General features: G+C 66.2%; 29 protein-coding genes, 1 pseudogene and 1 riboswitch. Of the genes and pseudogenes, 20 read left to right on the top strand and 10 right to left on the bottom strand.

The window, feature by feature from the left end; all coding sequences use genetic code 11:
• Nucleotides 1-22 precede the first annotated feature (22 nt).
• Complete coding sequence (locus tag ACZI8W_RS21210; RefSeq protein ID WP_463370482.1) at nucleotides 23-844, top strand: shikimate 5-dehydrogenase; 822 nt, start codon at nucleotides 23-25, stop codon at nucleotides 842-844.
• Nucleotides 845-907: 63 nt separating this feature from the next.
• Here ACZI8W_RS21210 and ACZI8W_RS21205 read toward each other — a convergent pair whose 3' ends face one another.
• Nucleotides 908-1,741, bottom strand: a complete 834-nt coding sequence (locus ACZI8W_RS21205) for a sulfurtransferase (RefSeq protein WP_463370481.1) — start codon at nucleotides 1,739-1,741, stop codon at nucleotides 908-910.
• A gap of 129 nt (nucleotides 1,742-1,870) precedes the next feature.
• On the opposite strand from ACZI8W_RS21205, the gene ACZI8W_RS21200 reads away from it, so the two are divergent.
• Nucleotides 1,871-2,335: an acyl-CoA thioesterase gene (locus ACZI8W_RS21200; protein ID WP_463370480.1), complete on the top strand. Its 465-nt coding sequence runs from the start codon at nucleotides 1,871-1,873 to the stop codon at nucleotides 2,333-2,335.
• 20 nt (nucleotides 2,336-2,355) lie between these two features.
• Here the strand turns inward: ACZI8W_RS21200 and ACZI8W_RS21195 are convergent, their stop codons facing one another.
• Nucleotides 2,356-2,829, bottom strand: a complete 474-nt coding sequence (locus tag ACZI8W_RS21195) for an Lrp/AsnC family transcriptional regulator (protein WP_463370479.1) — start codon at nucleotides 2,827-2,829, stop codon at nucleotides 2,356-2,358.
• A gap of 168 nt (nucleotides 2,830-2,997) precedes the next feature.
• On the opposite strand from ACZI8W_RS21195, the gene pdhA reads away from it, so the two are divergent.
• Genes pdhA through ACZI8W_RS21175 form a run of 4 tightly spaced genes read left to right on the top strand, consistent with a single transcriptional unit; the run spans nucleotide 2,998 to nucleotide 7,578 of the window.
• On the top strand, nucleotides 2,998-4,089 hold the full coding sequence (gene pdhA, locus ACZI8W_RS21190; protein ID WP_463370478.1) for a pyruvate dehydrogenase (acetyl-transferring) E1 component subunit alpha: 1,092 nt from the start codon (nucleotides 2,998-3,000) through the stop codon (nucleotides 4,087-4,089).
• Between the two features lie 2 nt (nucleotides 4,090-4,091).
• Nucleotides 4,092-5,075 carry an alpha-ketoacid dehydrogenase subunit beta gene (locus ACZI8W_RS21185; protein WP_463370477.1) on the top strand — a complete coding sequence of 328 codons (984 nt, stop codon included), beginning with the start codon at nucleotides 4,092-4,094 and terminating at the stop codon, nucleotides 5,073-5,075.
• Nucleotides 5,076-5,077: 2 nt separating this feature from the next.
• On the top strand, nucleotides 5,078-6,400 hold the full coding sequence (locus ACZI8W_RS21180; RefSeq protein WP_463370542.1) for a dihydrolipoamide acetyltransferase family protein: 1,323 nt from the start codon (nucleotides 5,078-5,080) through the stop codon (nucleotides 6,398-6,400).
• A gap of 41 nt (nucleotides 6,401-6,441) precedes the next feature.
• Nucleotides 6,442-7,578 carry an MFS transporter gene (locus tag ACZI8W_RS21175; RefSeq protein WP_463370541.1) on the top strand — a complete coding sequence of 379 codons (1,137 nt, stop codon included), beginning with the start codon at nucleotides 6,442-6,444 and terminating at the stop codon, nucleotides 7,576-7,578.
• A 57-nt stretch (nucleotides 7,579-7,635) separates the two neighbouring features.
• On the opposite strand, the gene ACZI8W_RS21170 is transcribed toward ACZI8W_RS21175, so the two are convergent.
• The 3 genes from ACZI8W_RS21170 to ACZI8W_RS21160 are packed head-to-tail and all read right to left on the bottom strand — an operon-like array spanning nucleotide 7,636 to nucleotide 10,517.
• Nucleotides 7,636-9,060, bottom strand: a complete 1,425-nt coding sequence (locus tag ACZI8W_RS21170) for an NAD(P)(+) transhydrogenase (Re/Si-specific) subunit beta (RefSeq protein WP_463370476.1) — start codon at nucleotides 9,058-9,060, stop codon at nucleotides 7,636-7,638.
• Complete coding sequence (locus ACZI8W_RS21165; protein WP_378491393.1) at nucleotides 9,060-9,389, bottom strand: NAD(P) transhydrogenase subunit alpha part 2; 330 nt, start codon at nucleotides 9,387-9,389, stop codon at nucleotides 9,060-9,062. The genes ACZI8W_RS21170 and ACZI8W_RS21165 overlap by 1 nt, the downstream gene beginning before the upstream one ends.
• Nucleotides 9,390-10,517 carry a Re/Si-specific NAD(P)(+) transhydrogenase subunit alpha gene (locus tag ACZI8W_RS21160; RefSeq protein ID WP_463370475.1) on the bottom strand — a complete coding sequence of 376 codons (1,128 nt, stop codon included), beginning with the start codon at nucleotides 10,515-10,517 and terminating at the stop codon, nucleotides 9,390-9,392.
• Nucleotides 10,518-10,775: 258 nt separating this feature from the next.
• Between ACZI8W_RS21160 and ACZI8W_RS21155 the strand changes: the two genes are divergently transcribed.
• Genes ACZI8W_RS21155 through ACZI8W_RS21125 form a run of 7 tightly spaced genes read left to right on the top strand, consistent with a single transcriptional unit; the run spans nucleotide 10,776 to nucleotide 14,294 of the window.
• The gene (locus ACZI8W_RS21155; RefSeq protein WP_463370474.1) at nucleotides 10,776-11,138 is read left to right on the top strand and encodes a DUF488 domain-containing protein; all 363 of its coding nucleotides are present in this window, start codon (nucleotides 10,776-10,778) and stop codon (nucleotides 11,136-11,138) included.
• A 10-nt stretch (nucleotides 11,139-11,148) separates the two neighbouring features.
• Nucleotides 11,149-11,307, top strand: coding sequence for a hypothetical protein (locus ACZI8W_RS21150; RefSeq protein ID WP_463370473.1), 159 nt, complete (start codon nucleotides 11,149-11,151; stop codon nucleotides 11,305-11,307).
• 23 nt (nucleotides 11,308-11,330) lie between these two features.
• On the top strand, nucleotides 11,331-12,074 hold the full coding sequence (locus ACZI8W_RS21145) for an SIR2 family NAD-dependent protein deacylase (protein WP_463370472.1): 744 nt from the start codon (nucleotides 11,331-11,333) through the stop codon (nucleotides 12,072-12,074).
• Between the two features lie 4 nt (nucleotides 12,075-12,078).
• Nucleotides 12,079-12,501, top strand: a complete 423-nt coding sequence (locus ACZI8W_RS21140; protein ID WP_463370471.1) for an HIT family protein — start codon at nucleotides 12,079-12,081, stop codon at nucleotides 12,499-12,501.
• Between the two features lie 10 nt (nucleotides 12,502-12,511).
• Complete coding sequence (locus ACZI8W_RS21135; protein WP_463370470.1) at nucleotides 12,512-13,354, top strand: maleylpyruvate isomerase family mycothiol-dependent enzyme; 843 nt, start codon at nucleotides 12,512-12,514, stop codon at nucleotides 13,352-13,354.
• 3 nt (nucleotides 13,355-13,357) lie between these two features.
• Nucleotides 13,358-13,996, top strand: a complete 639-nt coding sequence (locus ACZI8W_RS21130; RefSeq protein WP_463370469.1) for a Type 1 glutamine amidotransferase-like domain-containing protein — start codon at nucleotides 13,358-13,360, stop codon at nucleotides 13,994-13,996.
• Between the two features lie 10 nt (nucleotides 13,997-14,006).
• The gene (locus ACZI8W_RS21125; RefSeq protein ID WP_463370468.1) at nucleotides 14,007-14,294 is read left to right on the top strand and encodes a GNAT family N-acetyltransferase; all 288 of its coding nucleotides are present in this window, start codon (nucleotides 14,007-14,009) and stop codon (nucleotides 14,292-14,294) included.
• Between the two features lie 4 nt (nucleotides 14,295-14,298).
• Here ACZI8W_RS21125 and ACZI8W_RS21120 read toward each other — a convergent pair whose 3' ends face one another.
• Genes ACZI8W_RS21120 through ACZI8W_RS21105 form a run of 4 tightly spaced genes read right to left on the bottom strand, consistent with a single transcriptional unit; the run spans nucleotide 14,299 to nucleotide 19,133 of the window.
• Complete coding sequence (locus ACZI8W_RS21120; protein ID WP_463370467.1) at nucleotides 14,299-15,939, bottom strand: ABC transporter permease; 1,641 nt, start codon at nucleotides 15,937-15,939, stop codon at nucleotides 14,299-14,301.
• Entirely contained in the window at nucleotides 15,936-16,862 is a 927-nt protein-coding gene (locus tag ACZI8W_RS21115; RefSeq protein WP_463370466.1) for an ABC transporter ATP-binding protein, read from the bottom strand. Before ACZI8W_RS21115 ends, ACZI8W_RS21120 begins: the two co-directional genes overlap by 4 nt.
• A gap of 20 nt (nucleotides 16,863-16,882) precedes the next feature.
• Entirely contained in the window at nucleotides 16,883-17,536 is a 654-nt protein-coding gene (locus ACZI8W_RS21110; protein WP_463370465.1) for a TetR/AcrR family transcriptional regulator, read from the bottom strand.
• Nucleotides 17,537-17,591: 55 nt separating this feature from the next.
• On the bottom strand, nucleotides 17,592-19,133 hold the full coding sequence (locus ACZI8W_RS21105) for a carboxylesterase/lipase family protein (RefSeq protein ID WP_463370464.1): 1,542 nt from the start codon (nucleotides 19,131-19,133) through the stop codon (nucleotides 17,592-17,594).
• A gap of 86 nt (nucleotides 19,134-19,219) precedes the next feature.
• Nucleotides 19,220-19,316, top strand: a riboswitch (TPP riboswitch).
• Between ACZI8W_RS21105 and ACZI8W_RS21100 the strand changes: the two are divergent.
• The 6 genes and pseudogenes from ACZI8W_RS21100 to ACZI8W_RS21075 form a co-directional block, all read left to right on the top strand.
• A pseudogene (locus ACZI8W_RS21100) lies at nucleotides 19,309-19,491 on the top strand (thiaminase II/PqqC family protein); the annotation flags it as partial. It overlaps the preceding riboswitch by 8 nt.
• Nucleotides 19,492-19,514: 23 nt before the next feature.
• Nucleotides 19,515-20,507 (top strand): ABC transporter substrate-binding protein, encoded by a 993-nt coding sequence (locus ACZI8W_RS21095; RefSeq protein WP_463370540.1) that lies wholly within the window; start codon nucleotides 19,515-19,517, stop codon nucleotides 20,505-20,507.
• 110 nt (nucleotides 20,508-20,617) lie between these two features.
• On the top strand, nucleotides 20,618-21,352 hold the full coding sequence (locus tag ACZI8W_RS21090; protein WP_463370538.1) for an ABC transporter permease: 735 nt from the start codon (nucleotides 20,618-20,620) through the stop codon (nucleotides 21,350-21,352).
• Nucleotides 21,349-22,098, top strand: coding sequence for an ABC transporter ATP-binding protein (locus tag ACZI8W_RS21085; protein WP_463370463.1), 750 nt, complete (start codon nucleotides 21,349-21,351; stop codon nucleotides 22,096-22,098). The genes ACZI8W_RS21090 and ACZI8W_RS21085 overlap by 4 nt, the downstream gene beginning before the upstream one ends.
• Before the next feature lie 188 nt (nucleotides 22,099-22,286).
• Nucleotides 22,287-23,279 carry an alpha/beta hydrolase gene (locus ACZI8W_RS21080; protein WP_463370462.1) on the top strand — a complete coding sequence of 331 codons (993 nt, stop codon included), beginning with the start codon at nucleotides 22,287-22,289 and terminating at the stop codon, nucleotides 23,277-23,279.
• Nucleotides 23,280-23,384: 105 nt separating this feature from the next.
• Nucleotides 23,385-23,951, top strand: coding sequence for a LysM peptidoglycan-binding domain-containing protein (locus ACZI8W_RS21075; RefSeq protein ID WP_463370461.1), 567 nt, complete (start codon nucleotides 23,385-23,387; stop codon nucleotides 23,949-23,951).
• A gap of 103 nt (nucleotides 23,952-24,054) precedes the next feature.
• On the opposite strand, the gene ACZI8W_RS21070 is transcribed toward ACZI8W_RS21075, so the two are convergent.
• Entirely contained in the window at nucleotides 24,055-24,621 is a 567-nt protein-coding gene (locus ACZI8W_RS21070; RefSeq protein WP_463370460.1) for a potassium channel family protein, read from the bottom strand.
• A 118-nt stretch (nucleotides 24,622-24,739) separates the two neighbouring features.
• On the opposite strand from ACZI8W_RS21070, the gene ACZI8W_RS21065 reads away from it, so the two are divergent.
• The gene (locus ACZI8W_RS21065) at nucleotides 24,740-26,149 is read left to right on the top strand and encodes a TY-Chap domain-containing protein (protein WP_463370459.1); all 1,410 of its coding nucleotides are present in this window, start codon (nucleotides 24,740-24,742) and stop codon (nucleotides 26,147-26,149) included.
• Nucleotides 26,150-26,206 lie beyond the last annotated feature (57 nt).

Below are 26,206 nucleotides of genomic sequence, written 5' to 3'. Positions count from 1 at the left end.
GTGGCGGCGCTACCGTATGGGGATGGCCTCGCGCATCTCCAAGGACACACAGTTGTGCATCTCACTCTCGGGTAGACCCAGCAATATCGGAACCCGATTCCACAACTACCTCTACGAGGAACTCAGCCTCGACTACGTCTACAAGGCGTTCCGCCCCACCGATATCGACGACGCGGTGGCCGGGATACGCGGCCTGGGCATCCGCGGCGCGGGTGTGTCGATGCCCTTCAAGGAAGCCGTTCTGTCCCTGGTCGATGTGCTGCACGACTCGGCCCGGGCGATCGAGTCGGTCAACACGATCGTCAACGACGACGGGATGCTCCACGCCTACAACACCGACTATCAGGCCGTCGTCGATCTTCTTGCCGCACACGGCGTAGACCCCGCCCTGCCCGTCACGATCGCCGGGAGTGGAGGGATGGCCAAGGCCGTCGCAGCCGCGCTGCGTCACAGCGGTTTCACCGAGGGCACCGTCGTGGCACGCAACGAGGTCAGCGGCAGGGCCCTGGCACAGAAGTACGGATACACGTGGCGGACCGACGCCGCCGGGTCGAAGCCGGGACTCCTCATCAACACCACCCCCATCGGAATGTCCGGGGGCGGAGCCGATTCCGAGTCCTTACCGTTCCCCGACGACGCCATTGCCGCCGCATCGACGGTGTTCGACGTGGTAGCGATGCCGCCCGACACCGCCCTCGTGCGCGCCGCACGCGAATACGGGGTGCCGACGATCACCGGCGACGAGGTGATCGCTCTCCAGGCAACGCTGCAATTCGAGCTCTACACCGGGATCAGGCCCACCTACCAGCAGATCCGACGCGCCTCCGAATACTCGAGGCAGTAACACACCGTCGCTTGCGAGCGTCCCAGCTGTCCGGAGCCGATCCAGCGCATGCGCGCGTGCCTGCTACCCGGTCGCAACGTCCCGCCGGGCATCGCCGGACCACTGCGACCACGAACCCGGGAACAGGGACGCCTCGATCCCCGCGATGGCCAACGCCGCGATTTCGTGCGCCGCGGTGATTCCCGAACCGCAGTACACGGCCACATCACCTGCGACCCCCAGCTCGGCAAACCGGGTCGCCAACTGGTCGGCCGGCCGGAAGGTGCCGTCGCCACGAAGATTTCCGCCGGTAGGCGCGCTGATCGCGCCGGGAATATGCCCGGCGCGTGTGTCCACCGGCTCCTCGTCTCCGAGGTAGCGTTCCACGGTGCGAGCATCGAGCAGCACCCCGTGCGACGGAAATTCTGCGACCTCGTCGATGTCGACAGTCGGCATGTGTCCCGCGCTCAGGACGACCTCGCCCGGGCGGTGCTCCGCGCCGGGGCCCGCCGCGACCGGATGACCACCGGCGATCCACGCGGGGAGTCCCCCGTCGAGCAGGCGGACATCCACCAGACCAGCCCACTCGAGCAGCCACCACGCGCGCGCCGCCGCCATTCCGCCGGTGGCGTCGTAGGCAACCACCGTGGAACCCTCCGAGATTCCCCACCCGCGAGCCTGTGCCTGCAATCGCTCGATATCGGGCAGGGGATGCCGCCCCCGCTCGACCGACGGCGGGTCTGCGAGCGCGGCGTCGAGATCGACGAACACCGCGCCCGGAATGTGGCCTTCACGGTACTTCTCCCGCCCGTGCCGGTCGCCGAGCGCCCAGCGCACATCGAGCAGGATCGGCGGCCTGCCGTTGTCGATATACTCGGCGAGTTCGGCAGTGGAGATCAGTACATTCCGGTCGGCCATACCGCATAATGACACGCAGCACCCGTCGATGCGTCACCAAAGCGCCCGATTCGCCCTTTTTCGGTGTCGGTTCTGCAATGTGGGCACTGTTGATCGGAATTGCCGTCCGGATAGCACTATCGTCGAGACGTGACCAACCGCCAGCCGACGAGACCCACAGCCGACCCGGGGGAGTTCCCGGTGCTGTGGCCGGTCCAGACCCGCTGGGCCGACAACGATCACTACGGCCACGTCGACAACGTGACCTACTATTCGTATTTCGACTCGGCAGTCAACGGGTGGCTGATGGCCACGACGGGTGTCGACATCCGCGAACTCGACGCAATCGGGGTGGTCGCCGAAACCTCGTGCCGCTACCTCGCGGAACTGTCCTTCCCGGATCGCCTTCAGGTGGGGCTCTCGGTCGATCGCCTCGGCCGTCGCTCGGTCGCCTACTCACTCGCCCTCTTCCGCGAGGAAGCCGACGGCACCCTCGCCGCCGCCGCCACCGGGCAGTTCACCCACGTGTACATCGACGTGAACACACGACGACCCGTCGCGATCCCTGAACAGATCCGCAAAGCAGTCACCAAACTCATCACCCGCTCGATCTGAGCCGGATCTGTGGTTCGGCGCTACCCGTCGCCGAGGATCTTCTCGAGCAGCGGCGCGGTGCGCTGCCGGACGAGCTCGCGCATCACCAGCGACATGTTGGTGCGCTCCACACCGGAAATTTCGAGGATCTGCCCCGCGAGCCGATACAGATCGTCTGTGTCGCGGGCGACGATCTTGACGGACAGATCGATGGCGCCCGCAAGCCCGTAGACCTCGACGACCTCCGGGATCTCCTCCAACGCATCGACCACGCCGGCGAGACGGTGCTGGTCTACCGTGGTCGCCACGTACGCTGCGAGCGGGTAGCCGAGCACTGTCGGATCGACGCGCCGCTCGAACGACGCCAGCAGCCCTTCCGCATCCCATCGCGCAAGGCGCGCCTGCACGGTGTTGCGGGACAACCCCAGTCGCTGCGCCAACTCCACCCCTGTGACCCGCGGCGTGCGGGCCAGTTCCATCAGCAGACGGGCGTCGGTCGCGTCCACGTTGGTCATCTTTCACAGTGTGCCATCGGAAACCGGCGGGTAGCTGTGCTTCCTGCACAATCAGATGGTCTGCGATTGCGCATTCTCCCCGAGCGTGGATCATGTGAGTTACAACACAGTACGAGTCCGGTCGGCCTCACAAGGGCAGCCGGACCTGCACCGACGAGGTGATCGACGATGGTTGCATCTCCGACCTATCCGGTTCAGCTCATACAGCCCGACGGCCGACGCGTCCACAACCCGGAATACGCTGCGCTGGTCTCCGATATCGATTCCGGGCGACTGCGCGCGATGTATCGCGATCTCGTCATCGTCCGCCGGCTCGACACCGAGGCCACCGCGCTCCAGCGACAGGGCGAACTCGGACTCTGGGCGCCCCTGACCGGCCAGGAAGCCGCGCAAGTCGGATCCGCCCATGCGCTGGGGCCCGAAGACTACATCTTCACCAGCTACCGCGAGCACGGTGTCGCGTGGTGTCGTGGTGTCGATCCGGCCGACATGACCCGAATGTGGCGCGGCTGTGCGCACTCCGGCTGGGATCCCGCGACAGTGGGCATGACGAACCCCGCAATCGTCGTGGGCTCGCAGGGGTTGCACGCCACCGGATACGCGATGGGCGCCAAACTCGACGGCGCCGACATAGCGACTGTCGCCTACTTCGGAGACGGCGCCACCAGCCAGGGCGACGTGTCCGAGGCGCTCGGTTTCGCGGTCAGCTGGGGCGTCGGCGTCGTGTTCTTCTGCCAGAACAACCACTGGGCGATCAGCGCACCCACCCACGTCCAGACACCCGTTCCCCTCACCCAACGCGCCGCCGGGTTCGGAATGCCCGCCGTACAGGTCGACGGCAATGACGTGCTCGCGGTCCTCGCCGTCACCCGCCGCGCGGCCCGCCACGCCCGCGACGGAGCCGGACCGTTCTTCATCGAGGCCTTGACCTACCGAATGGGCCCACACACCACCTCCGACGACCCCTCTCGATACCGCACTGAAGCCGACCTCGAGGAGTGGCGAGCGCGCGACCCGATCGAACGGGTTCGGAAGTTGCTCGAACGCGAAAACCTTGCCGACGACGCATTCCTCACAGAGGTCCAGGAAGCCTCCGACACCGCAGCGACACGTCTGCGTAGCGGCACTCTCGCATTGCCCGACCCGGAACCACTGACCCTGTTCGACCACGTGTACACCACCGCGCATCCCCTGATCGAACGCGAACGCGCCGACTACGCCGGATACCTCGCGAGTTTCGGCACCCCGAAGGAGGCCTGACGATGACCCCCACGACGATGACGCTCGGCGCGGCCCTCAACACCGGCCTGCGACGGGCACTCGAACACGATCGCAAGGTCGTCATCATGGGCGAAGATGTGGGCAAACTCGGCGGCGTCTTCCGCATCACCGACACGCTGCAGAAGGATTTCGGGGACGGCAGGGTGATCGATACCCCGCTGGCCGAATCCGGGATCGTCGGTACCGCATTCGGGATGGCACTGCGCGGCTATCGGCCGGTGTGCGAGATCCAGTTCGACGGGTTCGTCTATCCCGCATTCGACCAGATCGTCTCGCAGGTCGCGAAGATCCACTACCGCACCGCAGGCACCGTCCGGGCACCACTGACGATCCGCATTCCGTACGGCGGTGGGATCGGCGCGGTCGAGCACCATTCCGAATCTCCCGAGGTGTATTTCACACACACCGCGGGCCTACGAGTGGTCTCGCCCAGCAACCCCGCGGACGCGTTCGCGATGATCCAGCAGGCGATCGCACTCGACGACCCGGTGATCTTCCTCGAACCGAAACACCGCTACTGGGAGCGTGGTTCGGTCGACGTCGACCCAGAGCCGGAACTACCGCTCGACCGGGCCCGCATCGCCCGCCCCGGGGCGGACGCCACCCTCGTGACCTTCGGGGCGCTCGTGACGACGGCCCTGCAGGCCGCGGATATCGCCGAGGGCGAAGGGAATTCGATCGAGGTCATCGACCTGCGGTCGTTGTCCCCGATCGATTTCGACACGATCGAGGAGTCGGTGCGCCGCACCGGCCGGCTGGTCGTCGCGCAGGAGGCGCCGGTATTCTGCGGCGTGGGGGCCGAGATCGCAGCGCGAATCAGCGAGCGTTGCTTCTATCAGCTCGAGGCTCCGGTGTTCCGGGTCGGCGGATTCGACATTCCTTATCCCCCGGCAAAGCTCGAACCGCATCACCTTCCCGATCCCGATCGTATTCTCGATGCCGTCGACCGCAGCCTCGCGGCGTGACCATGGGGGGACCGATGGCGGACACCGTCAAGGAATTCCTGTTGCCCGATCTGGGCGAGGGCCTGACCGACGCGGATCTGGTCGCGTGGAGGGTGCAGACAGGCGACCATCTCGACCTCAACCAGGTGATCGCCGAGGTGGAAACAGCGAAGGCGACGGTGGAGTTGCCATCACCGTATGCCGGGACAGTCGCCGAGTTGCTGGCCTCCCCCGGCGACACCGTGCCGGTGGGACGACCGTTGCTGCGGATCACGGTGTCCGATGCCAGCGGTGCTACAACCGAGTCCCCGCCCGCGAACCCCGATGAGCAGGGAACTGGGCAGCGACCGCAGATTCTCGTCGGCTACGGCCCCGGTGCGGCGCCGGTCAGCAAGCGCGGCTCCCGGAAGACCGATCTCGAAGCAGAATCGAGCCCGACCCGCGCCCTCGTACCCCGGCCCGACACAGCACTCCGGCCCGACACAGCACTCCGGCCCGACGCAAAACCCGGTGCCCGTCGCGAGGCGAAAGACCTCGGTGTCGACCTCGCGACCGTCGAAGGCACAGGCCCGGGGGGTGTGATCACTCGCGCCGATGTTCGGCGCAGCGCCGACCGGAGCCGCCCGCAGTCATCAGGCACCGACGACGAGACCCGCGTCCCCATCAGCGGAATCCGCAGGCGCAGCGCCGCGGCCGTCGTACGCAGTGCCTTCACTGCGCCCCACGCGACGGTGTTCCTGACGTGCGATGTGACGAACACCATGGAACTGGTGACGCGGCTGAGATCGTCGCCGCCGTTCGACGGCACGCACCTGACACCGCTGGCGATCGTCGCGACCGCACTGATGCGTGCTGTCGCCGACGAACCGTCGCTGACGTCGTCGTGGGACGACGACTCCCAGGAGATCGTCATGCACCACCGTGTGCATCTGGGTATCGCGACCGCCACCGACGCGGGCCTGAAGGTGCCGGTGGTACGCGACGCCCACGCGATGCGTCTACCCGAGCTGGCCGACGCGATCGCCGCGGCCACAGGTCGCGCGCGGTCGGGTGAGGCCGCACCGACCGAGCTGACCGGGTCGACGATCTCGATCACCAACGTGGGTGTGTTCGGAGTCGACGCCGGCACCCCGATACTCAATCCGGGCGAGGCCGCGATCCTGGCGGTCGGAACGATCACCGACCGTCCGTGGGTGGTCGACGGAACACTTGCAGTGCGGAAGGTCGTGACGTTGTCACTCGCGTTCGATCATCGGCTCGTCGACGGTGAACAGGCTGGGCGTGCCCTGGCCGCCGTGGGCGCCGTCCTGAAGGATCCGGTACCGACACTCATTTCGTCCCCCTGACCGCGCCCCGACCCGACCTCACGCTAGCGTGAAGCCACGTGATCGATGCTGTTCTCACCCGCACCCGCGCCGCCGTGTTCGTCGTCTTCGGTATCAACGGCTTCCTCCTCGCGATGTGGGTGGTCCACATCCCGGTGGTCCAACAGCGGGTAGGGATCGGTCACGCCGCGCTGGGAACGCTGCTGCTCGCCCTCGCGGTCGGCGCCCTGATGGGGATGCAAACCACCGGGTATCTGGCCGATCGGTTCGGTAGCGATCGCACCACCGTGATGTTCGGCGTCATGCTGGCGGTCGCGGTGGTCGGTCCCGGGCTCGCGACCGCACCGTGGCAGCTCGCCGTTGCCCTGGTTGTGCTCGGTTTCGCAAACGGTGCGCTCGATGTGTCGATGAATTCGCAGGCCGTGCTCGTGGAACGGCGTTACCACCGCCCGATCATGGCCGCGTTCCACGGGTTGTTCTCGCTGGGCGGGATCGTCGGATCGCTCGTCGGTGCCGCGACACTCGCCGTGGGCATCGACCCGCCGGTGACGTTGGCGGCGGCCGGAGCTGTCGGTCTCGCCGCACTCCTGTGGGCCGGTCGTCATCTCGTGCGAAGCGAACCGGCCCCGCCCGCTCCTTCCGAGAGAGGCAAAGAAGGTGGCTACTCAGCGCGGGTGATCCTGCTCGGCGGCGTGGCGTTCGGGCTGATGCTCAGCGAAGGTGTCGCCAACGACTGGAGCGCCCTGCAGGTCAAGGAACATCTGAACACGTCGGACTCTGTGGCGGCGCTGGCGTTCGGTGCGTTCTCCGCGACGATGATGCTGGGCCGATTCGTCGCCGATCGGGTGAGTGCGCGGATCGGTGGGGTCGCCGTGGTCCGGTACGGGACTCTGGCTGCCGCAGCCGGGATGGCCCTGGTGATGGCGTCACCGTGGTTACCGCTGACTCTGACCGGGTGGGCGTTGTTCGGGCTGGGTCTGTCCGGGGCGGTCCCGCAGATCTTCACTGCTGCAGGCAACATTGCGGACGGTGCTCCGGGGAAGAACATGTCGCGAGTCGTCGGGTTAGGCTACATCGGATTCCTGGCCGGGCCGGCGACGATCGGATGGATCTCCGAGGTGTCGTCGTTGACGGTGGCAATGGTCGTGCCGTTGGTGTGCGTCCTCGCCGCTGCGGCGTTCGCCCCGGCGCTCAAATGAAAGTGTGGATCCGGGCCCGTTTCCCGGGCCCGGATCCACACTTTCGAGTGAGTGACCTCAGAGAGCCTTCAGCTCTTCCGTGACCTCACCGACCATCTTCTTCGCGTCACCGAACAGCATCGACGTCTGGTCCAGCGTGAACAGCGGATTCTCGATCCCCGCATACCCGGAGCTCATCGACCGCTTCATTACGATCACCGACCGCGACTGATCGACGTTGAGGATCGGCATGCCGTAGATCGGGCTCGACGAATCGAGCCGCGCAGCCGGGTTCGTCACGTCGTTGGCGCCGATGACGATGGTGACATCCGTGCGGCCGAATTCGCCGTTGATGTCGTCCATCTCCTTCATCGTGTCGTATTCGACATCGGCCTCCGCGAGCAGCACGTTCATGTGGCCGGGCATACGACCGGCGACCGGGTGGATCGCGTACTTGACCTCGACGCCACGCTCTTCGAGCAGCGCTGCCATCTCTTTGACCGCGTGCTGTGCTTGCGCGACTGCCAGACCGTAGCCGGGCACCACGATGACCTGGTTGGCGTACGCCATCTGGATCGCGGCATCCGACGCCGACGTCGCCTTGACCGTGCCACCGCCGGGGCCGGCCGCAGCGCCGCCCTCGTCGCCGCCACCGAACGCGCCGAACACGATCGCCGGAATGGAACGGTTCATGGCCTTGGCCATCAGGTTCGTCAGGATCGTGCCCGAGGCACCCACGATCATGCCGGCGACGATCATCGCCTGGTTGTTCAATGCCAGACCGGCCGCAGCAGCGGACAGACCCGTCAGAGCGTTGAGCAGCGAAATCACGACGGGCATGTCGGCGCCACCGATCGGCAACACCACGAACAGACCCATCAAGCCCGCAGCCACGAGCAACAGCACGATCCACCACGACGCCAGCGGCTCACCATCAGCATTGATCCCGATGAACACCGCGATCGCGACGGAGACGATCACGAGCACGATGTTGGCCAGCTGGAACAGCTTCGCGGCCGACACCAGCTTCTTTTCCAGGTTCTTGTTCAGCAGTTCCTGCAGCTTCGCGAACGCGACGAGCGAACCCCAGAAGGAGATCGAACCGATGATCGCGGCGAACAGCGAGCCGACGATCATGGTGACGGTCGGCTCGTCCTCGAGCGTGGTGAAGCTCGACGAGTCGAGGAACTCGGCCCAGGCGATCAGGGCGACCGTGCCACCGCCGACACCGTTGAACAGCGCAACCAGCTGCGGCATCGCCGTCATCTTGGTCTTGAGCGCAGGCGGGACACCGAGGATCACACCGACGGCGAGGCCACCGATGATCAGGCCCCAGTTTTCGGTCTCACGGATGTCGATGAGCACCGCGATGACCGCAATCCCCATACCGACCGCGGCGATGTAGTTGCCGCGTACTGCGGTCTTCGGCCCGGTCAGGCCCGACAGACCGTAGATGAACATCGCAAACGCGACGATGTACAGCACTGAAACGAGGTAACTCATCAGGCGTCAGCCCCCTTCTCGGCAGCCTTGGGGGCCTCCTTGCGCTGCTTGAACATCCCGAGCATGCGGTCGGTCACGACGAAGCCGCCGACCACGTTCAGGGTGCCGAAAACCAGAGCGACGAACAGAATGATCTTGATTCCCCAGTGGGCGTCACCGGGCAGATGCCCGAGGACCACCAGAGCACCGAGCACGACGATGCCGTGAATGGCGTTGGTACCGGACATCAGCGGCGTGTGCAGCGTGTTCGGCACCTTGGAGATGACGGCGAATCCGACGAATCCGGCTAGCACCAGGATCGCGATGTTCGCGAGTAGTTCGTTGTACATCTAGACGTTCTCCTTCGACCGCGTCACGCATGCACCCGAAAGGATCTCGTCCGAGAAGTCGGGGGCGAGCGCGCCGCTCTCGTCGAGCAACAGCTCGATCAGCGCGGACACGTTCTTCGAATAGAGCTCGGACGCATGCTCGGGCATCGTCGCGGGCAGGTTCAGCGGGGAGCAGATCGTCACATCGTGTTTGACGACGGTCTGCCCGGGCTCGGTGAGCTCGCAGTTGCCACCGGTTTCCCCGGCGAGGTCGACGATGACCGAACCGGGCTTCATGCCCTCGACCGCCGCAGCAGTCACCAAGCGCGGCGCGGGACGACCCGGCACCAACGCGGTGGTGATCACGACGTCGAAGCTCTTGATGGCATCCTCGAGTGCCTGCTGTTGCGCAGCGCGTTCGGCTTCGGTGAGCTCGCGAGCGTATCCACCCTCGCCCGCGGCATCGATACCGAGATCGAGCCACTGCGCACCCACCGACCGCACCTGGTCGGCGACCTCCGGTCGCACGTCGTACCCGGTGGTGCGGCCACCGAGACGCTTGGCGGTGGCGAGAGCCTGCAGGCCCGCGACACCCACGCCGAGCACCAGCACGGTCGCCGGCTTCACGGTGCCTGCCGCGGTCGTCAGCATCGGGAAGAAACGCGTCGACTCCGAAGCGGCGACGACCACAGCCTTGTAACCCGACACATTGCCCTGCGACGACAATGCATCCATCACCTGTGCACGCGAGATACGCGGAATGGCCTCGACGGCATACGCCTCGACACCGGCGGTGGTCAGCGCGCCGATCTGATTCTCCGCATTACGCGGGGCGAGGAAGCCGATGAGCCTCTGCCCCGACGTCAACCGGGCGACCTCGGTGTCCGACGGGGGTGCGACCTTGACGACGATGTCCGTCGACCACGCGTCGCCGATGGTGGCGCCCGCTTCCTCGTATGCCTGATCCGGGATCAGCGCATTCTGGCCGGCGCCGGCCTCGACGATCACGTCGAAGCCCTTGCCGATCAGGGAGGGCACAATCTTCGGTACCAGCGCGACCCGCCGCTCGCCGTCGTTCGCCTCACGAACGACACCGACGGCCGGGCGGCGGCGGTCCCCGCTCTCCGTGTTCGATCCTTCGCTACTCAATATTCTCTAACTCCTGCGTCGAATGAAATTGCCGCGCGCGGCCGCCGCGATCGGCGGCGAATGGCGTGTCTGTCGGCCATGTAAGGGCCCTACACGTGTGTTGTAAGCCTTGCCAGACGTACCGCGCTCACTCCTGAGTCGCAACTGGCCCACACTGTCTGAATCGAGTCCGAACAGTAAGAAAATGCAAGAATGTGAGGCACCTCACTTCACTGCTGCATCTTTGCAACTGTGAGAAGACAACTCTTGGAGGTACACATGTCGCGACGTGAAGTCAGTGTCGAACGGGTCTACGACCACCCGGGCGCCGAGGAGTCCGTACGTGTCCTCGTGGACAGGTTGTGGCCCCGAGGGCTTCGCAAAGACGCCTTCCACTACGACGACTGGGCGAAGGAACTTGCGCCCTCGACCGATCTGCGGAAGTGGTACTCGCACGACACCGCACTGTTCGCCGAATTCCGTGATCGGTACATCGAGGAGTTGACATCGCCCGGCGGTCGCGCCGCGATCGAGCGACTCGACACGCTTGCCGACGGACGTCCCCTCGTACTGCTCACCGCGACCCGCGACGTCGAGCACAGCGGAGCGGAGGTCCTTGCCGAGCATCTGCGCGGCGAGTAGTACGGACACCGTGACCGACGAACCCGATCTCGGCGGCGACCCGGTGTGCTGGCTCGACCGCGTCTGCCCGGAATGCGGGCTGTTCCTCGACGACCCCGATGCGCCGTGTCTGCGTTGTGGACACGAGGGGGGTTGTGGGCACGAGTGGGACAACTCCCCCACGACCTGATCGAGTCCTTATGATCTGACGACATGGCCGTCCCGACTGCGATCTTCGACCTCGCGCGCCCCGCGCGGCGCATCGCCGTCCTCACCGGCGCCGGCATGTCCGCCGAAAGCGGCGTGCCGACGTTCCGTGACGCACAGACCGGATTGTGGAAGAACTTCGACACCGCATCACTGGCAACCCCCGAGGCGTGGCACGACGACCCGCCGCTGGTGTGGGCCTGGTACCAGTGGCGCGTCGGGTTGATACGGCGAGTGAAGCCCAACGCAGGCCATCTCGCGCTGTCCGAGTGGGGGCGGCGAGCAGATCTACAGGTCACGACGCAGAACGTCGACGATCTGCACGAACGCGCGGGCAGTGCGGTGCTCGCGCACCTGCACGGCAGCCTGTTCGAGCCACGTTGCGCCGACTGCGGACGCGCGGCCGACGTTCCCGAACCACCGGCCGAACCCGTCGAACGACTCGATCCCCCGGTGTGCCGAGACTGTTCCGGGTCGGTCCGGCCCGGCGTCGTGTGGTTCGGGGAGATGTTGCCCGAACAACCGTGGGCCGCGGCGACGGCGTCTCTGCGCGAGGCAGATCTACTGCTGGTCGTCGGAACATCAGGCGTGGTGCATCCCGCTGCCGGCCTGCCGTCACTCGCCCGGAACCACGGAGTTCCGGTGGTGGAGATCAATCCCGACGACACGGCCCTGTCGGCTCGGGTCGATGAGGTATGGCGCACGACGGCCGCAGTCGGACTGCCGGAGCTGGTGTCGGCGCTACAGTGAATCAGTGGACTCCTGTGTGTTCTGCGCCATAGCCGGGGGTGCGGCGCCCGCCGCCCTCGTCTACGAGGACGACCACGTGGTCGCGTTCCTGGACATCCGGCCACTCGCACGCGGCCATCTGCTGGTGGTACCGCGGGTGCACTCCGAGCGACTCGAGGATCTCGATCCCGCGCACGGGGCGTCGATGTTCCAGGCCGGTCAACGCCTGGCCCGCGCACTCGCCCGATCCGATCTGGCCACCGACGGTGCCAATCTGGTGGTCAACGACGGGCGCGCAGCCTTCCAGACCGTCTTCCACATGCACCTGCATGTCATTCCCCGGTGGAGCGGCGACCGCATCCGTCTGGGTATCGGTGCACTGCGCCGCAAGCTCCGCGACCCCGAATCCACCTGCGCGGCCATCCGCGCGGGTCTCGACCGTCTCTAGGGGAGAATCAATGACACCTCCCGGAAGTTCCGGAACCGACGAGTTTCCCATCGACGTGGTACGGCCATTGCTCCTCGAGCAATACGAAGTCCTCGACACGTTGCTGTCCGGGATCGACGGCGATGCCTGGTTCTCACCGACTGCCCTGCCGGGATGGACAGTCAAGGACATCGCCGCGCACCTGATCGGAACCGAATCGTTGCTCGCCGGTGTTGCCGCACCGCACGTCGACCTCGATGTGCACACGCTGGGCCATGTCCGCAACGAGATCGCCGCGTTCAACGAACTGTGGGTCGAGCGTCTTCGCCGAGTTCCCGGGCTCGAGGTCCTGGCCCGCTATCGCGACATCGTGGCACAGCGGCGCGAAAGCCTGAGTGCGATGAACCAATCCGACTTCGATGCGCCGGCCGACACCCCGGTCGGCCCGGCCACCTACGGCCGATTCATGCGTATCCGGCTATTCGACTGCTGGTTGCACGAACTGGACATCCACGACGCGCTGGGCACCGTCGGCAGCGAAGGCGGCGCCCGAGCCGAACTCGGATCCGCGGAGATCTTCGGTGCGCTGCCCTTCGTCGTGGGCAAACGCGGCAGGGCCCCCGAAGGGTCGCGGATCACGATCGAGCTCACCGGACCACTCGCCCGCACGATCCATCTCGAAGTGGCGGGCCGGGCGAGCAGGGTTCCGTCACTGTCGGAACCCGCGACGAGCACCATCACGATGGATTCCGGCCTGTTCGTGCGGCTCGCTGGTGGGCGGGTCAGCGGTGTCGACACGCTCGGCGAAGTCGCTCTCGGCGGGAACACCGAAGTGGGCAGGCGCATCGTCGAGAATCTCGCGTTCACGATCTGACCAATGCGCTTGTTCCTGTCTTCGTACCGGTTCGGATCCGATCCCGCACGTCTGCTGGAGGTGACGCGCGGACCCGGGCGGGTCGCTGTGATCGCCAATGCCGGCGACGCGTGGCCGCCCCGCGCGCGAGAATCGAGTGTGACCAGCGAGTTCGCGCCACTGCGGAGCCTCGGATATGAACCGGAGGAAATCGATCTCCGTGATCACCTCGGAGATCCGGGTGGTCTCCGGGCGCGGCTGGGCGCCTTCACCTCGGTGTGGGTGCGCGGCGGCAATACCTTCGTGCTGCGCTCCCAGCTCGCCCGCAGCGGCGGCGACACGGTGCTCACCGACATGGTCGGTACCGGCGCCCTCGCGTATGCGGGATACAGCGCCGGTGCATGCGTGGTGACGCCGACGCTGCGGGGCCTCGAGTTCTCGGACGATCCCGCCGAGGTCGCCGAGATCGGGCCGGAGCCGGTGGTGTGGGACGGTCTCGGCTGGATCGATCGCGCGATCGTCCCTCACGCGGGAGACTCCGCGCTGGGTGACGACGGTGTCGACCGCACGCTGGGATATCTTCGCCGCAACTCGATCCCGTTCGTGGCGCTCAGCGACGACGACGCGCTGGTCATCGACACCGACGATCCCACCCGAAGGTAAAGTCGTGAGCATGTCGAACAATACCGAGACCGCCACCCGCATCGAACACCTGCCCGAACAGTCGCGGTTCGCGCTGTTCATCGGCGACGATCTCGCGGCGTACGCCGACTACAGCGACGTCGACGGACTCCGCGACTTCGACCACACCGTCACCGAGCCAGACTTCCGCGGTCGAGGACTCGCCGGGCAAGTCGTGCAGCACGCGCTCGACGCAACCCGCGAGCAGGGTCTGAAGATCGCCACGTCCTGCTCGTACGTCGAGAAGTTCGTTTCGGATCACCCCGAGTACCGCAACTGAGGCCTCACGCCATCACATCGCGGCGGCGGAACCCGAGTACCGCCGCCGCGGCCAGAACCGCAGCAGCAACGCCGAGCACCAGCAACGGCCCAGCACTCACGCTTTCGTAGGGCGCGAGCGGAATGTGCGAGAACGGCGAGAGGTCGCGCAACCACTGCGACAGGTTCAGCAGTTCGCCGAACCACGCCACGAACACCGCGTAGATCACGAGGACCCACGCAAGGTTGGCCAGCCGCGGGACGAAACCGACCAACGCAAGCGCCACCGCGAAGACGAACAACACGGCAGGTGCGTATGCCAGTGCGGCACCGCACATCCGGATGATCCAGTCTGCCTCACCGGTCGCGGCAGCCATACCCAGACCGGTGGCGGCTCCCGTGACGATGAGCGCGACCACGACCTGTGCCACGATCACCATGACGATCCACAGGAACGATCGAGCCCGCGGTGTTCCGGTGACGATCACCAGGCCGATTCGACCGGCGTCCTCATCCCCGCGGACACGCATGACCGCCGAGACAGCGAACGCCGCGATCCCAACGACAAGGAACAGCAGCATCGTCGCACCGAACGACGCGGTGAGCGATTGTGTGTCGCCACCGAGAAACTCCCCGATGTCGGGAACACTGTCGACCATGTCCCCGATCGAATCGGCGAGCGTGCCCATCGCCAGTCCGAGGATCGCGAGGGCTGCCGTCCACGCCAGGAAGGTCCCCCGCAGCAGCCGCCACGCCGGACCGGGCGGAGTGAGCAGCGAAGGCGACGCTTCGGCCGGCCCCGGTGTCGGGGCGCGCAGGCCGGCCCCGATGTCGCGACGCCGCGACAGGGCGACGGCGACCGCGAGCAGCACACCGATCGCGGCCACGGACAACAACAGCGGCCACCACCGTTCGTCGACGTAGAGGCGGGTCTGTTGCGCCCACGCGATCGGCGACAGCCATGACAACCACGATCCGGTGGGTTCGAGGATGTCGCCGAATCCGCGCACGAGGAACGCCACCGCAAGTACCGCGAGCGCGGATCCGGTCGCCGCACGCGAATGCTCACTGAACTGCGCAGTCACCACCGCTACCGCGCCGAAGAGCAGCCCGGTGATGGCCGCGGCCACGCCGAACAGTAGTGATCCCCCCACAGCGAGCCCACCGGCGAGAAGCGCGAGGGTGATCCCGACAGCGACGATCACATCGGCGACCGCAACCGCCAGCAACGCGGCCGCGGGCGGTGCGAACGGGCCCACCGGAAGCGCGCGGAGCAATTCCAGCCGGCCGGCTTCCTCCTGGGCGCGGGTGTGCCGTACCACCAACAGGATGTTCATGATCGCGACGGCGACGAACAGCGTCAAACTCAGTTCGTTCGCAGTCATTGCACCGAGGGTGTAATCGCCGGCACCGTATGCCGGGCCGGTCATCAGGACCGCGGCCGGGTTCTCGAGGAGTGCGGCGCGTGCCTGCCGTGCAGCCTCGTCCGGATATGCGGCGATGAGGCTTTCGACGGTCACATACACCGTCGATGCGAGCACGAGCGCCCACACGGTGATACGGACGCGGTCGAGCCGGAGGTAGAGCCGGAGCAGGTTCGCGATTCCACTGAAACGGTGGGCACTTCGGGCGTCGTGGTCGGTGTGGGGAGCAAGTGTGGCGGTCATCGGGTCGTCACCTCTTCGCCTTCGGGCACATCCGTGAGTGTGTCGCCGTAGTGGCGCAGGAAGAGTTCTTCGAGCGACGGCGGTGTGATCGTCAGATTCGCGATATCGAGTTCCGCAAGCGCGTGCAGCACGGGGGTGACGGCGGCGTTGTCGACATCGAAGGCCAGATGCCCGTCGTCGTAGGTCAGATCGTGCACGCCGGTGAGCGACGCGAATCCACTCGGGAGTGTGGGCACGGTGGCCCGCACCGCGGAGCGGGTCAAGTGCCGCAACTGCGCAAGGGTTCCCGTCTCCACATCCTTCCCGGACCGGATGATCGTCACGGTGTCGCAGAGCTTTTCGACCTCGGCAAGGATGTGACTCGACAGCAGTACCGTTCGCCCGGAATCGCGCAACATCCGCACTTCGTCGGTGAACACAGCCTCCATGAGAGGGTCGAGCCCTGAGGTGGGCTCGTCGAACATGTACAACTCGACGTCGGACGCCAACGCCGCGACGAGCGCGACCTTCTGCCGGTTGCCCTTGGAGTAGGTGCGAGCTTTCTTGGTGGGGTCGAGTTCGAACCGTTCGAGGAGTTCGGCTCGGCGGGAAGGATTGTCGCCACCACGTATGCGAGTCAGCAGGTCGATGATCTCGCCGCCGGTGAGCGCGGGCCACAGGTTGGTATCGCCCGGGACGTACGCAAGGCGCCGGTGGATCGACACCGCATCGGTCCAGGGGTCGAGGCCCAGGACGCGAGCCGAGCCGGAATCGGCACGGAGCATACCGAGAAGCACGCGGATCGCCGTGGATTTTCCGGCACCGTTGGGTCCGAGAAACCCAGCCACTGTTCCGGTTCCGACTTCGAGCGAGAACCCGTCGAGAGCCCGTGTGGTGCCGAATGTCTTGACGAGGTCGATAGTTTCGATGGCAGGTGTGTCCATGGTGCAACCTCCGTGGTCGGTTACGAGGGGGCCGCCCCGCGGACGGCCAGATATGCGTCGAGCATGGTCGAGTCGGTGAGCAGTGGTTCGGTGTAGAGCTCGAGTAACGGGAGCAGGAGACGCTCGCTGTACGAGTGCAGCCACGCGGGTAGTGCGTCGAGGTCGAGGGGTTCGTTCGGCCCGGGAACATGCAGCAACAGGGCGCCGGTGCTGAATTCGACGAGCGCCCTCGCCCGTGCCTCGGGATCCCTACTGAGACTTACGACCCCGGACTCGGCACCTTTCGCGAGGTACCCCTCGGTGGTGGCCACCAAGTGATCGAGAAATACCTGCGACGCCTGACCTCGGGCCTGAAGACTCCGGATCAGATAGCCGATGAGCGGTGCATAGTCCCCGACATTCTCGAGCTGAGCGAACATCGCTTCGACCCCGCTGCCCGGTTCGAGGACCGAGGATTTGAGTTCGCGGATACTCTCCACGACGTATGCGTCGCAGTGCTCACGCAGGCCCGCACGGGATCCGAAATGGTGCACGATGAGCGAGGCGCTGACGCCACACTCCGACGCGATGGCCCGCAGCGATACGTTCACACCGTCCCGAGCAACACAGCGAATCGCCGCGTCGCGGATGCGAGCACGGGTGGTGAGGTCGGAATCACTCTCGGTTGAACGCATGTTTCAAGGGTTGCACACGCGTTCAACGTCGTCAATGGGTTACGCACTGGCGGGTTCAGGAGAAGCCCATCACCTGATCCCCCCACACCTCACGCATCGCCCCCTCCGGATCCGACACCACCGTGTCGTGAGCATCGATAAGCAGGGTCGACCGCTCGGCGGGTGCATACTGCGGCCAGTGTTTCGACGCATCCAGGGCCGCGGGCATCCCGTGTTTGGCGAATGCAAGCCATCGACGCTGGATCCGCCCCGACACCTCGATCGCCCCCTTGCGGCCACCGAGCCAGAAACTCGGGTCTCGTCCGAGCGTCCCGAAATTTCCGAACACGTAGGGCAATTCGGTTGCATGCCCGGCACCGATCCGCGCTGCCTTGAGCATCGGCGTCGCATGGTCGAATCGGTACACCCAGGTTGGGGAATGCACCGCATGCGCCTCCGCCACCCACAGCACCGGCATCCGGAATCCCGCGTCACGCGAGAGGGCCATCGCGCCGCTCGGCTTCGGCAGATCCGGATACGCGGCGGCGATCTCGGCAAGCCGTTCGGGCTCGAGATCGGGACGGTCCTTCGCGAGCGCCTCCAGCATCGCCCGCACCGCCGAATCGTCGACCGGCATCAACGGCGACTTCATGAAACGGAAGATCGACGGCTCGTCCTTGTTCGACCCGATGATGAGAGGCACCCGATGCGACAGGCCCTTCTGGAACGCCGCGACAGGATACTTGGGCACCAGGTCGCGGTCGACGACCGGTGTCATCGCCAACGTTCCGGGGATCTTCGTGGGGATCTCCCCGACCACCGTTTCTGCCGCCTCGACAAGCTGCGCGTAGGGCATCTGTCGCAATTGACCCACCCCGGACGACGGCACATCGAGGATGTCGAGAAAACGTTCCGCCACCATCGCGGCACGCTCGCGGCCGTATACCGATGTCGCCGGCGGCGACTGCGCGATCGCCCGATGGAACAACCCCTCGGCGCGCGGCACCGTCATCAGTGTCGTGATCGACCCCCCGCCCGACGATTCGCCGAACAGGGTCACGTTGCCGGGATCTCCACCGAAGTCCGCGATACAGTCGCGCACCCATTCGAGCGCCGCAATCTGATCTCGCAGACCGAGATTCGACTCGTATGTGTCGCCGGCCGTGGAGAACGACGACAGGTCCAGGAACCCGAACGCCCCCAGACGATAATTGAGCGTGACCACCACGACGTTGCCCGTCTCGCACAGCGCGCGGCCGTCGTAGATCTTCTGGCCCGAATAGCCGATCGCATAGGCGCCGCCGTGGATCCACACCATGACCGGGCGCTGCTTGCCGTCCGGTTCGGGTGCCCAGATGTTGAGCGACAGACAGTCCTCGCCGATTGCCATGCCCGAGGAGATCCCGATCGGACTGTTGGGACTCTGCGGAGCTATCGGCCCGTACCGCAGGCACTCGAGCACGCCCGACCACGGCTGCGGCATCTCCGGTGCACGGAACCTCATGTCGCCGCCGGTGGGGGCGGCGAACGGGATCCCCTTCCACGAATACACCGCGCCGTCGCGGTATCCACGTGCGTCGCCGTACTTGCATCCGACGACGAGTGTCTCGGCGTCCACATGACCTCCCGGTGAGCTACCCACATCCCAACGTACCTACGGGAGACTCCCCCGGCATCGTCCGGGCGAAGATGCTATCGTCGCCACCGACCGACACGGGGTGCTCCGCAAGCGCGGGGCTGAGATCACACCCGTCGAACCTGATCAGGTAATGCTGACGAAGGGATGTTTCGGGATGACTGTGCCTGCGCACGATTCACCGACCGACCGTTTCACCGATGCCCTGTGGGACCGCACGAAGGTTCCCCGCGACTCCATCGACGACCACGAGTTCCTGCGCAGCCTGGGCGACGGCACCCTTCCGCCCGAATCGTTCCGCTTCTACATCGAGCAGGATGCGCTCTACCGGCCCGGCTACGTCTCGTGATCCTCCGGCTCCGGATCGCTGCTCTCGTCGCCACCGCCGTCACCCTCTGCACCGTGAGCGCGTGCACCGGTGACAGTTCCGACGACACGGTCCGGTTCGCACTCGATTGGACTCCCAACACCAACCACACCGGCCTGTATGTGGCGCTGCAGGAAGGGCTGTTCGACGACGCCGGGCTCGACGTCGAGATCCTGCCCTACAACGATGCATCGCCCGACACCCTCGTCGACTCCGGCAACGCGGAGTTCGGCATCTCCACCCACGGATCGGCAACCTTCGCCCGCTCCGCCGGGGCCCACACCGTCGCGGTCCTCGCTCCGCTGCAGCACTGGGCCACCGCCATCGCCGTCGAAGCCGACCGTAGCGACCTCGCCCGGCCCACCGACCTCGACGGCCGCATCTATGCGGGATTCGGCGATCCCGGCTCCTCGGCGACCCTCGCACAGGTGATCCGCAACGACGGAGGACGCGGCGAATTCGAGGAGGTGGTACTCGGCACGTCGGCCTACGAAGCGGTGTACTCGGGCACCGCGGATTTCACCGTCTCCTTCCTTGCGTGGGAGGGGCTCGAAGCCGAGCACCGCGGCCTGCCCATGCGCTACTTCTCCTACGCCGACTACGGTTTCCCCGACGCCTATTCCATTGTCGTGAATGGCAACCAGGATTGGCTCGACGAGAATCCGGACCGAGCCCGCGCGTTCGTGCAGGCACTCCAGCGGGGGTACGAGATCGCCGCCGACGAACCCGATCGGGGCGCCCGCGCGCTGCTCGACGCCAATCCGGGTGCCTTCCCCGATGAGAGTCTCGTCTACGAGAGTCAGCGGATGCTCTCCGCCGAGTACCTGCGCGACGACCAGGGTCGCGTCGGAACCCTCGACACCGAGAAATGGGCGGGCTACGCCCGGTTCCTGTACGAGCAGGGGCTTCTCACCGGCCCCGACGGTGCACCGTTGACCTCCGAACCCGACTGGTCGACCTACCTCACCGACGACTATCAAGCACAGTGACCAGCAAGCGCAGTGACCCCGGCACCCTCGAGTCCGGGGTCACGACAGACAGTGTCGACGCTGCGGTGCGCCGCGCGAGTCGGGCGCTGCCCGCGATCGTCATCACGGTGATGCTCGTCGCGGTGTGGCAGCTCTACGTGATGGTCAGCGGAATCCGTCCGCAGGTGTTGCCGTCTCCCGCACGTGTGCTGCAGCAGGGGTGGGCCCATCGCACCGACATCGCCGAGCACGCGGCAGCGACACTGCAGGTCACGATCATCGGTTTTGCGGTGTCGTTGACCTTGGCGTGGGTGCTGGCGATCGCCGTCGATTTCTCGCCGTGGCTGCGGCGGGCGTTCGTGCCGCTGTTCGTGGCCTCGCAGACGTTGCCCATCATCGCCATCGCGCCCCTGATGATCATCTGGTTCGGCTTCGGGTTGCTACCCAAGATCCTGGTGATCGCCCTGGCCACGTTCTTTCCGATGGCGATCGGGTTGATCGAGGGATTCGCAGCGACCGACCGCGAGGCGGGGGCGCTTCTGCGCAGCATGGGTGCCACCCGCCGACAGGTGTTCCGGTATGTACGCCTCCCATCGGCACTGCCGCGGTTCTTCACGTCGCTGCGCATCGGCATCACGTACGCCGTGGTGGGGGCGGTGTTCGCGGAATACGTCGGTGCCACGTCGGGGCTCGGCATCTACATGGCCACCCAGAAGAACTCGTTCCGCACCGATCTGGTACTCGCCGCGGTCCTGGTCACCGCCGTCGTGTCACTGACGTTGTACCTGCTCACCTATGTGGCTGAACGCATGGTCGCGCCGTGGGCGCTCACCTCCCAGAATAGAGCCACAGGGAGTCGCGCATGAGCGCCGTCACCGTGTCCGGCGTACATCGGTCGTTCGACGGAAACCACGTGCTCGACGACATCGGATTCGACGTGTCCCCAGGGGAATTCGTCTCGGTTATCGGCCCGAGCGGGTCGGGGAAATCCACACTGTTCGGGCTGGTGGCGGGGCTCGACGACCCTGACGAGGGCATCGTCACGGTTGGCGGAGCACCCGCGGCACCGGGTCGCGCCGCACTGATGCCCCAGAAGGATCTCCTGTTTCCGTGGCGCAGCGTCCTCGACAACTGTGCGCTCGCTCTCGAGGTTCAGGGTGTGCCACGCCGGGAGGCCCGCGAACGAGCGCGGACCCTGTTCCCCGCGTTCGGTCTCGCCGGTTTCGAGGATGCCCGACCGTCGCAGCTGTCCGGCGGGATGCGTCAGCGCGCCGCGTTGGCGCGGACCGTGGTCCAGCAATGCGAGATTCTGTTGCTCGACGAGCCGTTCGGCGCTCTGGACTCGCTCACCCGCACCGACATGCAGTTGTGGCTGCAGGACGTGTGGCAGCGCGACCGCTGGACCGTCCTGATGATCACCCACGACGTCCGCGAGGCCGTTCTGCTGTCCGACCGGGTCCTCGTCCTGTCGCCTCGGCCCGCAAAGATCCTGCACGAAGTCCGGGTTCCGCTGCCTCGACCACGATCGTTGGAGTTGTTGACCGACCCCGAGTTCGTGGCAGTGGAACGCGAGCTCGTGTCGGTACTGCACGACCGGTCCGACATGCATTGAGCGCTCACATGATTCGGAATGCCGGCGTATCGAATCGGTAACAGCATGCCCGCTCACCTGCACCGACCATGCCACCCCGTATCTATCGGATTACAGCGCTCACCTGCACCGCATCTCGGGCGTACCTTGGGAAATCCGCAGTTCGAACACCTGTCCGGCAGGGGCGACGAGCGAGAGGAGGCGACGGCATGAGCAGTGCATTGTCCGACCCCTTCATGCAGCCACCACCTGCGCATATCCCTCGTGTTCGGGAGTACAGCGGCGTCAGCCTCGCGTCTCGGGCGCTGAGCCTCTCCGTGCGCCACACCGTGCGGCCGTTCCTCGATGCCTGGGCGCTCGCGCCGACCCTCCCGTGGCCGACGGCTCTGGTCGACCGGGCAGCGCTCCCGCTCCTTCCGGTGTCGGGGACCGAGCGTCACCGGGTCGCATTGGACGCGTGTTCGGCCGAGTTCGTGCGCGCACCCGGCGCCGACGGTCGCACCGCGATTCTGTACCTGCACGGCGGCGCGTTTCTGTGCTGCGGTCTGACCACCCATCGTCAGCTGGTGTCGCGCATCTCGGCGGCAGCGGGAGCGCCGGTGCTGTCGGTGGCCTATCGGATGCTCCCGCGTCATCCGATCCGACGTGCAGTCGACGATGGCATGTCCGGACTGCGCTGGTTGGCTGCCCACGGCTACCCGATCGATCGGATCGTCATCGCCGGCGACTCCGCAGGCGGATTCCTCACCTTCTCCGTGGCGCACGAAGCACTGCGCATGGGGGTGGGTCGGGCCGCGGGCACCGTGGCGATCTCTCCCCTGACCGATCTCGATCCCCACCGCAAGCTCGAACATCCGAATGCCCAGAAGTGTGCACTGTTCCCACGACGCGCGGTACCCGTGCTGTCCACCCTGATCCAGCGAGCCGAGCGGATCGACGCCCGGTACGCACCGGTGCCGTCCCCCGTCGATCTCGACATGACCGGCATGCCGCCGGCACTGATCCAGACCGGGTCCGAGGAAATGACCTTCATCGACGCCGAGACCATGGCGTACCGTCTCGCCGCAGCGGGCGTCCCCACAGAACTGCAGGTGTGGGAGAAGCAGGTGCACGTCTTCCAGGCGGCCGCGTCGCTTGTCCCCGAGGGGAGTCGCGCAGTCACCCGCATCGGGGGGTTCGTACGCTCGCTCGACACGATGTGACACCCACAGCGGCTGCTACAGCGGCCGGCACGGCGGTACTGTACGTGACGGTGTCCGGTTCGATCCGGTTGCCCGAATCACAACGTATCGATCGAAAGGGACAGCGTGAGCTCTCTCAATGCCGGCCAGAGTCTCGGTGTCGGCCAGGAACTGAAGTCCGACAACGGCAAATACACCCTCACGCTCCAACGGGACGGCAACCTGGTCCTGTCCGAGGGCGGTAAGGCCGTGTGGGCCGCGGGAACCCACGGCTCCGGCGCTGTGCGCGCGAATGTTCAGGAGGACGGCAACTTCGTCCTGTACAAGAACGACAACTCCCCGGTGTGGGCATCGGAGACCAGCGGCAATTCGGGCGTGCGCCTCACGGTGCAGGACGACCGCAACGTCGTGCTGTACGCAGGCGACAAGCCCGTGTGGGCGAGCAACAGCGTCGCTCCGAAAACCGCGCGGGGCGTTCGTGAGCCGGCCCGCACCGCGGCCGTTCCGGCGGCCGAGCGCGCTCCCGCAGCGAGCCCGGCGTCGCGGACCCACACCGTCGCGTCCGGCGACACCCTCTGGGCGATCGCCGAGCGCTTCTACGGCGACGGTAACCAGTACCAGCGCATCGCCGATGCGAGCGGCATCTCCAACCCGGACCTGATTCGACCCGGCCAGGTGCTCACCATCCCGTGATGCCGCCTACCTGCTCGTAGGCTCGACGTCCTCATCACCCGCGCACTCGGGTGGTGAGGACGGCCGTATTCACGGACTTACGTTGTCCACGGACTAGCGTTGTTCACGGACTCTCGTCGGGCAGCGGATTCTCCGCCACCTGCTGCCGACGATGCTTCGCCGTCAGCATGAACAACCGCACCACCAGTGCCAGGAAGATCAGGTTGCACACCATCTGCGCCGAGACCACTGCCCTCGTTCCATCGGTGACAGCGGCGATGTCTCCGAACCCGACGGTCGCGAACACCGTCAAACTGAAGTACAAGGCACCCATCCTGGTCAAGACCTCGGTGAATCCCTCCGGTTCGATCTGCGAGATCACCGTATACAGCGACGCGAAGCCGAGGATGTAGACGGTCGCGGTCGCGGCGATTCCCTCCATCGCCCGGACCACGGGATGCGGCGACCGCAGGACCCACCACACCTGCCAGGCGCAGACAGCGCACACCACCGCCGATCCCAATACCAGCAGGAAAAGCGTGGAGAGGTCGTCGAGGCCGGTGAACGGCAGGGTGAAGTAGGCGGTGCCCACCACGACGACCGTCGTCACCGTGCGCAGCAACGCCCGCCAGGTCAGTCTGCGCACCTGCACTGACGTGGCGGCATCGGATGACCGCGCGCGGTTTCGCACAGGTGCAAGTATGCGCCGCCACACCCGGTCGGCGCGCTTGTCGACAAGCGTCCTGTCGGTGGGTCCGGCTAGTGTGCACGACACGGGTCAATGTCGGGAAGGAAAAGGGGGCAGGTTCATGGACGAGGCGAACAACGGTTTCGACCGCGACGTCGACCGGGCCTGGCGCGAGTTTCGGGGGGATCTCGCCGACCACGTCGCTGCCATGCGCGACGGCGGCGGGCTTGTGCTCGAGCCGCTGGCCGAGGAATCCGGCGGGCCGGCGGGTCCGTGCGTACAGTTCTACGCGTGGGGCGATCAGCAGGTGCGCTGCGAGGTGCCGTCCAATCTCCATCTGTCCGAGGGGCGACATCTGTCGTCGCAAGATGAGGCATTGCTGCTGGAATTGGGCTGGCAGACCCCCTCGCGAGACCCCGATGCACCGGAAGACGGCGGCTCGCCCGCGTTCTGGATGGATCTTCCGTCGTCGTGGGCCGATCGGCTCGCGGAGGTCGCGGTGCGTGCGCTACGTGAGGTGTGGGGAGTTCCGCACCCGCTGTTCCTGCGTGCGGAATCCTTCGGGACCGCGAGCACCCACGAGTTCGAAACGCCGGCGCCCGTAACCGAAGCCTCCGCTAGGGTGCCTGCGCGCGGGCCTGTCCATCCACTCGGTGAGGAACACCTGCGAGAGCTCATCGAAGACACCGTCGGAGATCGCGTCGGCGATACCCCGACGTGGGACGAAGACGGCGACCTCGTGCTACGCATCGCCGATGTCCTCGTGTTCGTCGGGGTCGGCGCAGGCGCCGCGACAGTGGATCTGCTCGCTCCGATCGTGCATTCGATCAGTGGTCGCACCCGCGCGATGGAGGTGGTCTCCGATCTCAATCGGCAATGGCCGCAGCTGAAATTCGTGCTCATCGACGATCGCGTCGCCGTCGTCAACCACCTTCCTGCGTCGCCGTTCGTGCCCGAGCACTTGGTATCTGCTCTCGACCGTATGGCCGGGTTCCTCGAGGGCGTCGACCACGAATTCGCCGCGCACATCGGCGGCCTGCCGATGCACGGCCAGGGCCACGACCACTATTTCGAATCGCCGGATTTCGACGCGTCCGACGGCGACGATCCGTTCGGGGCGGACGCGTGGGAGCCCCGCCTCGAAGACGAACTTCCGTCCGCGCTGCTCGAACTGCGTGATCACCACGTCCACGGACGATCCGATATTCCGGTCGAGAGGATCGCGGCGATCGGAAACCGAGAAACCTCGCGGCTCCAGCAGTTCCTCGAGCTCAGCACCGAGCAGCACGTCGGCTGGACCAGCGAATCCCTGAACCGGGCCTTCGCGGGCGACGACGACGGTGTCGCCGCCGCCGACACGAAGGCGCTCGAGTGGAAGCTGACGAGCTGGTCTCTGGCCGCGGCGCTGAGCTACCTCGAACAACCCACCGACCTATCCCGCCGGCGCTCACCGGGGAGGCCGAGCACCGACCAGCCGCCGTTGTTCGACAATCCGGACGAACCGACGCTCTTCGACGGGTTCGGCGACTAGGGCCAGGGCGCACCGCACCACGTCCGCGACAGTGGTCGAGTATTCGACGATGCCGTC

The organism is Rhodococcus ruitaii, from assembly GCF_055230935.1.
The sequence above is the reverse complement of the archived record's forward strand: the minus strand, read 5'-3'. Positions and strand labels throughout refer to the sequence as shown.

What these genes read in the sequence shown, in the direction of transcription:
- ACZI8W_RS21135 (WP_463370470.1), top strand. Translation starts at nt 12,512, where the DNA reads ATGACACCTCCCGGAAGTTCCGGAACCGACGAGTTTCCCATCGACGTG.
- ACZI8W_RS21080 (WP_463370462.1), top strand. Translation starts at nt 22,287, where the DNA reads ATGAGCAGTGCATTGTCCGACCCCTTCATGCAGCCACCACCTGCGCAT.
- ACZI8W_RS21090 (WP_463370538.1), top strand. Translation starts at nt 20,618, where the DNA reads ATGCTCGTCGCGGTGTGGCAGCTCTACGTGATGGTCAGCGGAATCCGT.
- ACZI8W_RS21130 (WP_463370469.1), top strand. Translation starts at nt 13,358, where the DNA reads ATGCGCTTGTTCCTGTCTTCGTACCGGTTCGGATCCGATCCCGCACGT.
- ACZI8W_RS21195 (WP_463370479.1), bottom strand. Translation starts at nt 2,829, where the DNA reads ATGACCAACGTGGACGCGACCGACGCCCGTCTGCTGATGGAACTGGCC.
- ACZI8W_RS21210 (WP_463370482.1), top strand. Translation starts at nt 23, where the DNA reads ATGGCCTCGCGCATCTCCAAGGACACACAGTTGTGCATCTCACTCTCG.
- ACZI8W_RS21205 (WP_463370481.1), bottom strand. Translation starts at nt 1,741, where the DNA reads ATGGCCGACCGGAATGTACTGATCTCCACTGCCGAACTCGCCGAGTAT.
- pdhA (WP_463370478.1), top strand. Translation starts at nt 2,998, where the DNA reads ATGGTTGCATCTCCGACCTATCCGGTTCAGCTCATACAGCCCGACGGC.
- ACZI8W_RS21145 (WP_463370472.1), top strand. Translation starts at nt 11,331, where the DNA reads ATGGCCGTCCCGACTGCGATCTTCGACCTCGCGCGCCCCGCGCGGCGC.
- ACZI8W_RS21125 (WP_463370468.1), top strand. Translation starts at nt 14,007, where the DNA reads ATGTCGAACAATACCGAGACCGCCACCCGCATCGAACACCTGCCCGAA.
- ACZI8W_RS21165 (WP_378491393.1), bottom strand. Translation starts at nt 9,389, where the DNA reads ATGTACAACGAACTACTCGCGAACATCGCGATCCTGGTGCTAGCCGGA.
- ACZI8W_RS21155 (WP_463370474.1), top strand. Translation starts at nt 10,776, where the DNA reads ATGTCGCGACGTGAAGTCAGTGTCGAACGGGTCTACGACCACCCGGGC.
- ACZI8W_RS21170 (WP_463370476.1), bottom strand. Translation starts at nt 9,060, where the DNA reads ATGAGTTACCTCGTTTCAGTGCTGTACATCGTCGCGTTTGCGATGTTC.
- ACZI8W_RS21085 (WP_463370463.1), top strand. Translation starts at nt 21,349, where the DNA reads ATGAGCGCCGTCACCGTGTCCGGCGTACATCGGTCGTTCGACGGAAAC.
- ACZI8W_RS21120 (WP_463370467.1), bottom strand. Translation starts at nt 15,939, where the DNA reads ATGACCGCCACACTTGCTCCCCACACCGACCACGACGCCCGAAGTGCC.
- ACZI8W_RS21180 (WP_463370542.1), top strand. Translation starts at nt 5,078, where the DNA reads ATGGGGGGACCGATGGCGGACACCGTCAAGGAATTCCTGTTGCCCGAT.
- ACZI8W_RS21185 (WP_463370477.1), top strand. Translation starts at nt 4,092, where the DNA reads ATGACCCCCACGACGATGACGCTCGGCGCGGCCCTCAACACCGGCCTG.
- ACZI8W_RS21110 (WP_463370465.1), bottom strand. Translation starts at nt 17,536, where the DNA reads ATGCGTTCAACCGAGAGTGATTCCGACCTCACCACCCGTGCTCGCATC.
- ACZI8W_RS21115 (WP_463370466.1), bottom strand. Translation starts at nt 16,862, where the DNA reads ATGGACACACCTGCCATCGAAACTATCGACCTCGTCAAGACATTCGGC.
- ACZI8W_RS21065 (WP_463370459.1), top strand. Translation starts at nt 24,740, where the DNA reads ATGGACGAGGCGAACAACGGTTTCGACCGCGACGTCGACCGGGCCTGG.